Raw genomic sequence first — 11,918 nt, 5'->3', positions numbered from 1 at the left:
CGGTGGCTCAGGAGTTGCGCAGGCGGGAGCGAGCCTGACGGCGCTTCATGGCGCGTCGCTCGTCCTCGCTGAGGCCTCCCCACACACCGTGGTCCTGTCCGGCCTCGATGGCCCAGGCCAGACACTGCTCGCGAACGTCGCAGCGACGGCAGACCTTCTTGGCCTCCTCGATCTGGAGAATGGCCGGTCCCGTGTTCCCGATGGGGAAGAAGAGTTCCGGATCCTCCGTGAGGCAGGCGGCCTTGTGGCGCCAATCCATCAGTAGTACTCCTTAGAAAAATGTGAACGGGTCGCAGTCCGGAACTCCCCAGAACGGGGTGTGGCGGGCAACCGGGGGCACGGCGCCACGGACGACCCGTGAAACCAGCCTAGATGAGTGTGGCAACTCGCAGGCCCGATGACAAGAGATTCTGTCACCTTGCCCTGAAAAGACGCATAGAGTTGCCGCGTGCCAGAACTTGACCTTTCATCCAACAACGCAACGTCCCGTCGGGTCGCCATCGGTGGAACGTGGATCACCGCGGTTGTATTCCTCGTGGTCGGCGTGGGATCGCTGCTGGTTGACCACGGGATCTTCTCGGCCGGGATCGCCGTGGTGCTCATCCTCTACGCCGCGGCCCTGGGTGGGCTGGCCTGGTTGGCCCAGAAGGGCTTGGGCCTGGCCATCGGCCTGATTGCCGCTGCCGCAGTGCTGCACGTGATGGTGGCCGTCTCCACGGCCCGCGGGTCGGGGGAGTGGTGGCTTTGGATCTTCGCAGTGGTCGCGGCAGCCACCGCGCTGGCCGCCGGCAAGGTCCACCTGGACGAGCTCAAGCAGGCGGGAGCCTGACAGGAAGGTGACCTGACCGAGCCCGGGTGGAACGAGCCCAGGTCCAACGAACAAGGGGCGGGGCTGCAGTGGATCACTGCAGCCCCGCCCCTGTCGTCGTCAGACCCTCGTCGTCATGAACTCAGGGTCAGTCGTCCTCGTCGTCGAGCCTGGCCAGCCAGGTGGCCAGGCGCTCGACCGCAACCTCGAACTCGGGGTTCAGGTCGACGAAGGTGCGCATCTGCTCGGCAAGCCAGTCGAAGCTGACCTCCTCGTCTCCGCGACGGGAGGCCAACTCCTCCAGACCTCTGTCGGTGAAGTACATCAGTCGGCGAAGGCACGCGACACCAGGTCACGCTCCTGCTCCATGTGCACCCCGTGCGAGCCCACCGACGGCGCTGCGGCAGCCGGGCGGCTGACCAGGCGCATCTCCAGGTCACGCGAGGGCAGGTACTCCTTGACGGCAGCCGGCAGGTTGAGCGCCAGGAAGGGCCACGGCCCCTGGTTCTCGGGCTCGTCCTGCACCCACCGGATGTCGGACACGTGGCCGTACTGCTTGAGCTCGTTGGCAAGCTCCTCGGCCGGCAGCGGGTAGAGGCGCTCCAGCGGGATGATGGCCACCTTGCCCTCCAGACCGGCCTTGGCGCGGGCCTGGACCAGCTCCCAACGGACCTTGCCGGAGCACAGCAGCACCTTCTCGACACCGCTCGGATCGGAGATCGACGGGTCGGCCAGCACCGGACGCCAGGTGCCATTGGTGAAGTCCTCCGGCTGGCTGGTGGCCAGCTTGTTGCGCAGCATCGACTTCGGCGTGGCGATGACCACCGGACGGTGCCAGTTCACGTAGGCGTGCTGGCGCAGCAGGTGGAAGTGGCTGGCCGGCGTCGACGGCTGGCACACGGCCAGATTGTTCTCGGCGCACAGCTGCAGCCAACGCTCGATGCGGGCCGAGCTGTGGTCGGGGCCCTGACCCTCGTAACCGTGCGGCAACAGCAGCACGACGCCCGACTTCTGGCCCCACTTCACGAAGCCAGAGCTGATGTACTCGTCGGAGACGCTCTGCGCGCCGTTGACGAAGTCACCGAACTGGGCCTCCCACAGCACCAGCGCCTCGGGGGCGGCCACGGAGTAGCCGTACTCGAAGCCCAGCACCGCGTACTCGCTGAGCAGCGAGTCGTAGATGTCGAAGTTCGCCTGGTCTTTGCTCAGGTGCTTCAGCGGAACGTAGGCCTCATTGGTGACGCGGTCGACGATCGCACCGAAGCGCTGGCTGAAGGTGCCGCGACGCGAGTCCTGGCCGGACATGCGCACCGGGCGGCCCTCCATCAGCAGGGAGCCGAAGGCGAGCAGCTCGCCGGTGGCCCAGTCGATCGGGCCCTCCTTGATCTGCTTGGCGCGACGAGCCAGCTGGGGCAGCACCTTCGAGTGGCCGGTGAAGCCCTCGGGGATCTCGGCGTGCACCCGCGCCACCGCGTCCATCATGTCCTGGCTGATGGCCGTGCCGGCATTCTCGTTCGGCTTGGTGGGGTAGTAGGGCACCCGGGTGTACTCGTCGTCGTCCCCGGAGCTCTGCTTGGCCTCCTTGAACACGTCCTCCAGGCGAGCCCGGAAGCGGTTCATGACATTCTCGGCGTCCTCGGTGGTGATCAGGCCACGACCGATCAGGCTCTCGGTGTAGAGCTTGTGCGTGGAGCGCTTCTGCTCGATCAGGTCGTACATGTTGGGCTGCGTGAAGCTCGGGTCGTCGCCCTCGTTGTGGCCACGACGGCGGTAGCAGACCAGGTCGATCACGACGTCCTTGTTGAACCGCTGGCGGTACTCGAAGGCGATCCGGGCGGCGCGCACGCAGGCGTCGGGATCGTCACCGTTGACATGGATGACGGGGGCCTGGATCACCTTGGCCACGTCGGTGCAGTAGACGCTGGTGCGCGACTCCACCGGCGAGGTGGTGAAGCCCACCTGGTTGTTGACCACGACGTGCACGGTGCCACCGACGCGGTAACCGCGCAGCTGGCTCATCTGGAGCACCTCGTAGACCACGCCCTGGCCGGCGAAGGCGGCATCGCCGTGCAGCAGGATCGGCAGCACGGGGTAGCCCTCGCCGCCGTTGAGCGCACCGGGCAGGCGGTCGAGCTTGGCGCGGGTGATGCCCTCCAGCACCGGGTCGACGGTCTCCAGGTGCGACGGGTTGGCGGCCACCGAGGTGCGGATGGTGTTGCCACTGGCGGCGCTGAACTTGCCCTCGATGCCCAGGTGGTACTTCACGTCACCGGAGCCCTGGCCACCGGCGACGCCGATGTTGCCCTCGAACTCGCGGAAGATCTGGCCATAGCTCTTGCCGGCGATGTTGGCCAGCACGTTCAGACGGCCACGGTGTGGCATGCCGATGCAGACCTCGTCGAGGTGCTTGTCGGCGGCCAGCTCGCAGATCTCGTCGAGCAGCACGATGGTGGACTCGCCACCCTCCAGGCTGAAGCGCTTCTGGCCGACGAACTTGGTCTGCAGGAAGGTCTCGAAGATCTCCGCCTCGTTCAGCTTGTCCAGGATGCGCAGGTGCTCCTCGCGGGGCAGCGGAGTGTGCGGCTTCTCGAACTTCTCCTGGAACCAGGTGCGCTGCTCCACGTCCGAGATGTGCATGTACTCGATGCCCATGGTGTGGCAGTAGGAGTCACGCAGGATGTCGAGGATCTCGCGCAGCGTCATGTAGCTGCGGGACTCACCGGCGAAGGTTCCGATGGCGAAGTGCCGGTCAAGGTCCCAGACGGTCAGGCCGTGCGCCTCGAGCTCCAGCTCGGGGTGGGTGCGCTGGCGGTACTCCAGCGGATCGGTGCCGGCCATCAGGTGGCCCAGGCTGCGGTAGGCCTGGATCAGCTCGACGACGCGAGCCTCCTTGGGCACCTGGCTGTAGCGGTGGGCGCTGACGTCGGTGTCCCAGCGCAGCGGCGGGTAGGGGATGCGCAGGCTCTCGAAGATCTGGTCGTAGAAGCCGTCGGCCCCCAGCAGCAGCTGGTGGATCTTCCGCAGGAACTCACCCGACTGGGCGCCCTGGATGACGCGGTGATCGTAGGTGGAGGTCAGCGTCATGACCTTGCTGACGCCCAGCTCGTTGATCCGGCTCTCGCTGGTGCCCTGGAATTCCGGCGGGTAGTCGATCGACCCGACGCCCAGGATGACGCCCTGGCCGTTCATCAGGCGCGGCACCGAATGGTTGGTGCCCAGTCCGCCCGGGTTGGTCAACGAGGCGGTGACGCCCTGGAAGTCATCGACTCCGAGCTTGCCGTCGCGGCCCTTCTTGACGATCTCCTCGTAGGCGGCCCACCACTGCATGAAGTCGAGCTGCTCGCACTCCTTGATGGCCGGGACCACCAGGTTGCGGGTGCCGTCGGGCTTGACCAGGTCGATGGCCAAGCCCAGGTTGATCGACGGGTTCTCGACCAGGACGGGCTTGCCGTTCTCCTCGTCGTAGCCATTGTTCATGGCCGGGATGGCCTTCAGCGCCTGGATCATCGCGAAGCCGATGATGTGCGTGAAGCTGACCTTGCCGCCCTTGGAGCGCTTGAGGAAGTTGTTGATGACGGTGCGCTGGTCGATGACCAGCTTCATCGGCACGGAGCGCACGGTGGTGGCCGTGGGCATGGTGAGCGAGGCGTCCATCGCCTTGGCCGTGCGCATCGGCACGCCCTTCATGACGGTGCGCTTGGACTCCTGCTTCTCCGTCTTGGGGCGCTTGGCGGGGTTGGGCGCATTGGCGCTCAGGCCCGAGGCGTGACCAGGGGTAGCCGGGGCCTCGGTGCGCACCTCGCGCTGCTCCACCTTGGAGGAGCCGGCGGGCTTGGCGGCGGCAGCCTCGGCCTTGGACTGGTCTGCCTGGGCCTTGGGCTGGTCGGTCTGGGGCTTGGGCTGGGGAGCCTCGCCCTTCGCCTGGGAGGGCTGGGGCTTGGTAGCCGGAGTTGAGGGGACCTGCTTCTGGGCGGGCGCCTGTGCGGCGGGAGCAGAGGCTGTAGCACTGGGTGCCTTCGAGTCGGCAGCATCACCTGCCGGGGAGTTCTTCTCGAAGTAGGCAGCCCACGTGGCGTCGACACTGTTGGGGTCGGCCTTGTACTGCTCGTACATTTCCTCGATCAGCCAGTCGTTGGCGCCGAAGTCGCTGGAGGGGTCTGTGTGGGACATGTGTGTGTCGGTGGCCCGGGCCACCATCGCCTTCTTCCGGTGTGTGTTGGCCTGCGGCAGGCCCCTGTGCCTACCTGTGGTTGATGGTAGCCGCTCCACCCGTGGCTTGGGCAAACCGACGGCAAAGGAGTTCGGTGATTGTCCACCAGCTGGTGAGCAGCGTCAACACCGCCAGCCCCAGGTTGCGCAGCATGAAGGTGGTGGTCACCCAGGCATGCTGCGGGGCGGCCCCCAGCAGCTCTCCGTAGTGCCGCGGGTAGATGGTCTGGGTGGCGAGGGAGAGCAGGAGGCACAGCAGCGCCACCAGCATCGCGCGGTGACGTTGACGGCCCTGCGGGGCCAGGGCCAGCCAAGCCGCGCTCACGGCCCCCAGCCAGGCCATGTACTGCGGGCTGAGCGCCTTGTTGGCGGAGATCATCACCAGCACGATGGTCAGGCAGGCCAACGCCCTGGTGTGGGCCGGCACCTCCCTGCGCCAGGCGACCAGTGCGATCGCCACGGCGAAGAGCACGCCCAGGGCCATGGCCATGCTGGCAAGGTTCAGCAGGTTCTCAACGCCGGGGCCGTAGACCTCGTAGGCATTGAAGGGCGACATCCGTACCTGCCAGCGGGCATCCGGCCCCGCGGTCTGCTCGTGGCTGCCGAAGGTGCGCAGGTAGACGGGCACGGTGGCCCAGACGCTCTCCACCTGGAGCCCTCGTTGTGACTGCCAGGACAGCGGGGAGACCAGCCGGGTGAAGCCGGCCGAGACGAGCGAGGCCAACGCCAGGGCGATGCCGGTGGCCCAGAAGGCCGCATGGCGACGCCTGGAGCGCGCGTCGGGCCCCACCAGCCCGGCCAGCAGCAGCGCGGGCCAGAGCTTGATCCCCGCGCCCAGCGCCAGCAGGGCACCGCTGGTGGCGGGTCGGGTGGCGACCAGGAAGACGGCCGCCCCCACCACCACGGCGGCCAGCAGGTCGTAGCGGAACCAGACCAGCGGTCCCAGCGCAAAGGTGAAGCAGCCCCAGTGGATGGCCGCCAACCGGGCGCGCCCCCGCCACAGCCAGATGGCGAAGAGCAGGTCGAGCACGGCCATCAGCAGCGCGAAGACCACCACGTAGATGGAGGCGTCGTCGGCGCTGGGCCAGCGCAGCGCGTCGAGCAGCCACACCACCGGCATTGGGTACTCCCGCAGCGTCACGGGGTAACCCCCCGCCTGCTGCAGTTGGGCCTGGTAGTAGCGCACGTCGTTGACGATGTACTGCTGGTGCTCCACCCAGTCGCGCAGCATCCATCCGCGTGAGACCACCCACAGCACCAGCCACGGCAGGGGAGAGCGCACCGAGCGCTGCAGTCTTGCGGCCAAGGGGCTGTCGATGGGGCGTGCGGTGGTGCTCATCTGGCTCCTGGGGGCTGGCGGCGGATCAACCTGGCTGTGCGGGGATCGGATCGTCCGTGGTGGGTGGGCGGTTCGGGTCGGTGGCCGCCAGTCGGCGGGGGAACAGGAAGCTCCACACCCAGGCGCAGACCTTGTACAGGGTCCACAACAGGATCAGGTTGCGGGCGGTCAGGACCAGGGTGGCGGCACCCATGCCGGGGCGGTGGCCCACCAGTGAGGCGTAGCCGATCGGGTAGATGATCTGGGTGAGCAGGCTGATCAGCAGGGTCCATTCGCTGATCTCGGCCAGATTGTGCTCGTCCAGCTTGGCCTGGAAGGAGTCCTTGGCGTTCTCGCTGGCCATCGCCCAACCAGCCGCCAGCGGGCCCCCGACCCAGATGATGTACTGCGGGCTGAAGGTCTTGTTGGTCACGATCATCACGTAGACCACCAGCAGCATCAGGGCCGCGCCCTCGATGAGGCGCTGTTCGCCGCGCCGCAGCCAGATCACGTAGGCGGCCACGGCGGCCGCAATGCCCAGGGCCGTGGAGAGCGAGGCGGCACTGAGGAACCACCGGGTGCCGGGCCCGGAGATCTCCCAGGCATTGAAGTCGCTGACCGCCACCCAGAAGGAGTGCGGATCGAGCCAGCGCTGGATCATCGGGATGGTGGACCAGAAGCTCTCGATCTGCAGTCCCCGGTGACCCTGCCATCCCAAGGGCGAGACCAGCCGGTCCCATCCGGCCCACAGCAGGCTCACCAGGGCCAGCAGGCCACCGGTTCCCCAGAAGCCCAGACTGGTCAGGCCGCGGTTGGTTTGCTGCGCACCACGACGGCCACCCATCAGCGCGGGCCACAGCAGGGCCGGCCACAGCTTGATCGCGGCACCGATGCCCACCATCGCGCCGGCGGCCACGGGGCGTTGGCGGCGCAGCAGGAGCAGGGCCCAGCCGGCCAGCACCGCGGTGATGATGTCGAAACGCAGGTACGAGGTGGTTCCCACCAGCGGGACGAAGGCCGACCAGAAGGCCAGCGCCTTGCCACGCAGGCGGCCGCCCTCGCGCCACAGGGTGAGGCTGAAGGCGGCATCCAGCAGGAACATCAGGATGAAGAAGGCCGCCACATAGGCCCAGCGGTGGCCGAAGCTGAACAGATCGGGCAGTTTGAGCAGCCACAGCACGGGAGTGGGGTACTCGATCATCGTCGCGCGGGGGCCATTGAGGTCCATGGCCGAGATGTTCTTGTGGTAGTACCGCGTGTCGCCCAGCGTGAACAGCATCGCTGCCCACTGCAGCAGGATGAGCAGACGGCTGATGACCCAGACCTTCTTCATCAAGCGGGCATCGTTGAGTCGCTCGGAATCCCACCAGGAGCGCCACGGGCTCGATGGGGTGAAGAACTTGCGAGTCTCGGTCACGGGGCCCCCGGTAGGCGGGCCTTGCCCGGGCCCAGGCTGAGTGGCTGCTGGATCGGTCATGGACGCCGACCCTGGTGGAAGTGGCGCCCCCGGCAGGATTCGAACCTGCGCTCCCGCCTCCGGAGGGCGGTGCTCTATCCCCTGAGCTACGGGGGCCAGCCCCAGCAGGGGCGAGGAACACCTTAGCAGGCATGGAGCCCCCTTCGTGCACACCCCCGGGGCAGCGGCGAGCAGTCCGGTTGGCGATGTCACCGGATGGAACGGATTCGTGGCCCCCTGCAAGGTCTGAGAGGATTTCAGGCATGACGCACACCCATGTCGCCGGATCGATCCATGCCGACGCGACCGCCGCTGGCCCGCAGTGGCTCGACCGCCCCACCGATGTCAACGCCCTCGACCCTGCCCTGTGGAGCCGCTGCGTCGAGCGAGGGGAGGATGGCGTGGTGCGCATCGCCGGCCTTGGCGTCGACGAGATCGCCGCCAGCCAGTCCACGCCCACCTATGTGGTCGACGAGGAGGACTTCCGCCAGCGCGCCCGCGCCTTCCGCGACGCCTTTTCCGGCTGGCAGGTGTACTACGCCGGCAAGAGCTTCCTGACCCGCACCGTCGCACGCTGGATCAAGGAGGAAGGCCTCTACCTGGACGTGTGCAGCGGGGGAGAGCTCGCCGTTGCCCTGGCCGGTGGCATGGATCCCGCCAGGATCGGCCTCCACGGCAACAACAAGTCCGTCGACGAACTGGCGCTGGCCCTGTCACAGGGTGTGGGACGCATCATCGTCGACTCCCTGGACGAGATCGGCCGCATCGAGCAGCTGTGCAGCAGCAATGGGTGGAAGGCGCGTGTGATGGTGCGCGTCACCACCGGCGTGGAGGCGCACACCCACGAGTACATCGCCACCGCGCACGAGGACCAGAAGTTCGGCTTCAGCGTCACCAACGGGCAGGCGATGGTGGCCATGGTGCGCTGCCACTACAGCGAGCACATGGAACTGCTCGGCGTGCACTCCCACATCGGTTCGCAGATCTTCGACACCCACGGCTTCGAGGTGGCTGCACGACGCACCATGAAGTTGCTGGCCCAGTTCGCCGAGGCCACCGGGACCGAGCTGCCCGAGCTGGACCTGGGCGGTGGCTTCGGCATTGCCTACACCAGCGCCGACACCCCGGCCACGCCGGACGCGCTGGCCTCCAACCTGCGTGAGATCGTCGAGCACGAGGCCCGCGGTTACAACATCGCCGTGCCCACCATGTCGATCGAGCCCGGGCGTGCCATCAGCGGCCCGACGGCCTTCGCCCTCTACACCGTCGGCACGGTCAAGGTCGTCGACATCGAGGGCGGGCAGCAGCGTGTCTACGTCAGCGTCGACGGCGGCATGAGCGACAACATCCGCCCGGCGCTCTATGCTGCCGAGTATTCGGCCGCGGTGGTTTCGCGCGCCTCGCACGCCGAGCCGGTGCTCTGCCGTGTGGTGGGCAAGCACTGCGAGGGCGGTGACATCCTGGTTCGCGACGTCTTCCTGCCCGCCGACATCGCTCCCGGAGACCTGGTCGCCGTCCCCGCCGCCGGCGCCTACTCGCGTGCGATGGCCAGCAACTACAACCTGCTCACCAAGCCGGCCGTGGTCAGCGTGCGTGATGGCAAGCTGGCCACGATGCTGCGCCGCGAGACCCTCGAGGACCTCATGCGACTCGACGTCGGCGAGTGACTGCCGACGATCGTTCCATCCCCCTGCGATTCGCCCCACAGACAAGGACCAACATGAACAGGCTCGAACACAGTGACCCCACTGCCCTGCCCGCCCTCAAGGTGGCCATGCTCGGCTGCGGCGTGGTGGGAAGCCAGGTGGCGCGCGTGATCACGGAGCAGTCCGACGACCTCACCAACCGGATCGGCCGGCGCCTGGAGCTGGTCGGGATCGCGGTGCGCAGCCTGGAGCGCGACTTCGGCGGCCTGGACCCGAAGCTGTTCACCACCGATGCCGAAGCCCTGGTCACCCGAGGCGACCTGGACGTGGTGATCGAGCTGGTGGGCGGGATCGAGCCCACCCGCAGCCTGGTGCTGCAGGCGATCGAGAACGGCGCCTCGGTGGTGACCGCCAACAAGGCCCTGCTGGCCCAGGACGGCGAGGCCCTGTTCAGCGCCTCCGAACGCAAGGGCACCGACCTCTACTTCGAGGCAGCCGTGGCGGGAGCCATCCCGATCGTGCGACCCCTGCGCGAAAGCTTGGTGGGTGACGAGATCACCACGGTCATGGGCATCGTCAACGGCACCACCAACTACATCCTGGACCAGATGACCACCACGGGCGCCGACTTCGCCGACGCCCTCAAGGATGCCCAGGAACTGGGCTATGCAGAGGCGGATCCGACCGCCGACGTGGAGGGCTACGACGCCGCCGCCAAGGGGGCGATCCTGGCCACCCTGGCCTTCCACACCCGGGTGCGTGGGGCCGACGTCTACCGCGAGGGGATCACCCAGGTCACCGCCGACGACATCGCCGCGGCCCGCAAGCTGGGCTGCGTGGTCAAGATGCTCGCCATCCTGACCACCGACGAGGAGGGTTCGGTCAGCGTTCGCGTGCACCCCGCGATGGTGCCCAACCACCATCCGCTGGCCAGCGTCGGTGGTGCCTACAACGCCATCTTCGTCGAGTCGCGCGAGGCCGGCCGCTTGATGTTCATGGGCCCGGGCGCCGGTGGCTCGCCGACCGCCTCGGCGGTGATGGGAGACCTGGTCACCGTGGCCCGCAATCGTGTGCGGGGCGTGGCCGGCCCCGGCGAGTCGGTCTACGCCCAGCGAGGCATCGCTCCGATGAGCGAGGTCAGCACCGGTTACTTCGTGCGTGCCCAGGTGATGGACGAGCCCGGCGTGCTCGCGGCGGTGGCCTCGGTCTTCGCCAGCCACAATGTCTCGGTCCAAACCGTCGACCAGTCGGCGGTGGCTGCCAAGGACGACGAGGAGCCCACCGCCATGCTGTCGTTGACCACGCATCGGGCTCGCGAGGCCGACATCCAGGCAGTGCTGGCCGAGCTGCGGGCCAAGCCGTTCACCCGCGGTTCGCTGTCCGTGATCCGGGTCGAAGGGCTCTGAAGTGGGGCAGACCACTCTGCTTCCCGTGGGGCTCGCGGCACGGGTCAGCGTTCCCGCCACCAGCGCCAACCTGGGGCCCGGCTTCGACTGCATGGGCCTGGCACTCGACCTGCGCGACGACCTGGCGGTCGAGGTGCTCCCAGACGGGCTGGACTTCGACATCACCGGTGAAGGGGCCGACGGTGTGCCGCGCGACGGCTCGCACTTGGTGGTGCAGGTACTGACGCAGGCCCTGGAGGAACTGGATTGCGCGGCCCCGGGTCTGCGCTTGAGGGCGCACAACAGGATCCCGCACAGCCGTGGGCTGGGGTCGTCGGCTGCCGCCATCGTCGCCGGGCTCGCCCTGGCATGGGCCCTGGCGAGGCCGGGGGAGGAGCTCGACCTGGACTGGCTGTGCACCCGGTCCAGTGAATGGGAGGGCCATCCCGACAACGCCTGTGCCGCCGTGCTCGGCGGCATCGTGCTGGCCTGGATGGGTGAACGCACCGAGGTGGTGCAGCTGAGCCCCGCTGCTGGCCTGCGCTGCATGGTCTGGGTGCCCGATTTCGAGGTGCGCACCGCGGGAGCACGTCAGGTGCTGCCGGACTCGGTCGCCCGCAGCGATGCGGTGGCCCAGGCCACCTGTTCGGCCTTGTTGGTGCATGCCCTGACCCGGGCGCCCGAGCACCTGTGGACCGCCACCACCGACCGTCTGCACCAGTCCTTCCGGGCGGCCCTGATGCAGCCCTCGGCCGATCTCATCGATCGGCTGCGTGGGGCGCGGGTCCCCGCGGTCATCTCCGGTGCCGGGCCGACGGTGCTGGCCGTCGGCACCGACGAGCAGCTGGCCGGCGTCCAGGCCGTCGACCGGTCGGGCTTCCTGGAACTGGAGCTGCCGATCGGGGCCGGCGTCAGGATCGAATCGGCGGCCTCCTGAGGCGCTGCGGCTGAAGATGCACCCAAGGGGAGGGCCGCCGCGCCCACCGCGTGGTGTTGTCCCGCCCCAGGGTGCTAGCCTGTGCAGCACAGTGGTCGCCACACGCGTGCCACTCGCACCTCACAGGTCAGGTGCCTCCTCCGCCCGGAGCCTTGGGTT

At 68.1% G+C, this 11,918-nt stretch carries 9 protein-coding genes and 1 tRNA gene; 4 read left to right on the top strand and 6 right to left on the bottom strand.

Annotated features, from left to right (window positions below):
• Positions 1-7 precede the first annotated feature (7 nt).
• Positions 8-259, bottom strand: coding sequence for a WhiB family transcriptional regulator (locus ACOAMO_RS13985; protein WP_420175354.1), 252 nt, complete (start codon positions 257-259; stop codon positions 8-10).
• Positions 260-448: 189 nt separating this feature from the next.
• Between ACOAMO_RS13985 and ACOAMO_RS13980 the strand changes: the two genes are divergently transcribed.
• On the top strand, positions 449-829 hold the full coding sequence (locus ACOAMO_RS13980; protein ID WP_420175353.1) for a hypothetical protein: 381 nt from the start codon (positions 449-451) through the stop codon (positions 827-829).
• A 127-nt stretch (positions 830-956) separates the two neighbouring features.
• Here the strand turns inward: ACOAMO_RS13980 and ACOAMO_RS13975 are convergent, their stop codons facing one another.
• The 5 genes from ACOAMO_RS13975 to ACOAMO_RS13955 form a co-directional block, all read right to left on the bottom strand.
• On the bottom strand, positions 957-1,133 hold the full coding sequence (locus ACOAMO_RS13975) for a DUF6104 family protein (protein WP_420175352.1): 177 nt from the start codon (positions 1,131-1,133) through the stop codon (positions 957-959).
• Positions 1,133-4,978 carry a multifunctional oxoglutarate decarboxylase/oxoglutarate dehydrogenase thiamine pyrophosphate-binding subunit/dihydrolipoyllysine-residue succinyltransferase subunit gene (locus tag ACOAMO_RS13970; protein WP_420175351.1) on the bottom strand — a complete coding sequence of 1,282 codons (3,846 nt, stop codon included), beginning with the start codon at positions 4,976-4,978 and terminating at the stop codon, positions 1,133-1,135. Before ACOAMO_RS13970 ends, ACOAMO_RS13975 begins: the two co-directional genes overlap by 1 nt.
• A gap of 70 nt (positions 4,979-5,048) precedes the next feature.
• Positions 5,049-6,356, bottom strand: a complete 1,308-nt coding sequence (locus ACOAMO_RS13965) for a glycosyltransferase 87 family protein (RefSeq protein WP_420175350.1) — start codon at positions 6,354-6,356, stop codon at positions 5,049-5,051.
• A gap of 25 nt (positions 6,357-6,381) precedes the next feature.
• Positions 6,382-7,752: a glycosyltransferase 87 family protein gene (locus ACOAMO_RS13960; RefSeq protein ID WP_420175349.1), complete on the bottom strand. Its 1,371-nt coding sequence runs from the start codon at positions 7,750-7,752 to the stop codon at positions 6,382-6,384.
• Between the two features lie 81 nt (positions 7,753-7,833).
• Positions 7,834-7,908: transfer RNA gene (locus ACOAMO_RS13955), tRNA-Arg, on the bottom strand.
• A gap of 146 nt (positions 7,909-8,054) precedes the next feature.
• On the opposite strand from ACOAMO_RS13955, the gene lysA reads away from it, so the two are divergent.
• The 3 genes from lysA to thrB are packed head-to-tail and all read left to right on the top strand — an operon-like array spanning position 8,055 to position 11,759.
• Complete coding sequence (gene lysA, locus ACOAMO_RS13950) at positions 8,055-9,458, top strand: diaminopimelate decarboxylase (protein ID WP_420175348.1); 1,404 nt, start codon at positions 8,055-8,057, stop codon at positions 9,456-9,458.
• 53 nt (positions 9,459-9,511) lie between these two features.
• Entirely contained in the window at positions 9,512-10,843 is a 1,332-nt protein-coding gene (locus ACOAMO_RS13945; protein WP_420175347.1) for a homoserine dehydrogenase, read from the top strand.
• A 1-nt stretch (position 10,844) separates the two neighbouring features.
• Entirely contained in the window at positions 10,845-11,759 is a 915-nt protein-coding gene (gene thrB, locus ACOAMO_RS13940; protein WP_420175346.1) for a homoserine kinase, read from the top strand.
• Positions 11,760-11,918 lie beyond the last annotated feature (159 nt).

Origin of the sequence: Luteococcus struthionis (assembly GCF_048595755.1) — a bacterium.
In the GTDB taxonomy this organism is placed as follows: Bacteria; Actinomycetota; Actinomycetes; order Propionibacteriales; family Propionibacteriaceae; genus Luteococcus.
This window is presented reverse-complemented; position numbering and strand designations above follow the sequence as displayed.

Bases quoted from the DNA above. Each gene is read 5' to 3' on its own strand.
- ACOAMO_RS13985 (WP_420175354.1), bottom strand. From the start codon at position 259: ATGGATTGGCGCCACAAGGCCGCCTGCCTCACGGAGGATCCGGAACTC.
- ACOAMO_RS13975 (WP_420175352.1), bottom strand. From the start codon at position 1,133: ATGTACTTCACCGACAGAGGTCTGGAGGAGTTGGCCTCCCGTCGCGGA.
- ACOAMO_RS13945 (WP_420175347.1), top strand. From the start codon at position 9,512: ATGAACAGGCTCGAACACAGTGACCCCACTGCCCTGCCCGCCCTCAAG.
- lysA (WP_420175348.1), top strand. From the start codon at position 8,055: ATGACGCACACCCATGTCGCCGGATCGATCCATGCCGACGCGACCGCC.
- ACOAMO_RS13970 (WP_420175351.1), bottom strand. From the start codon at position 4,978: ATGTCCCACACAGACCCCTCCAGCGACTTCGGCGCCAACGACTGGCTG.
- ACOAMO_RS13965 (WP_420175350.1), bottom strand. From the start codon at position 6,356: ATGAGCACCACCGCACGCCCCATCGACAGCCCCTTGGCCGCAAGACTG.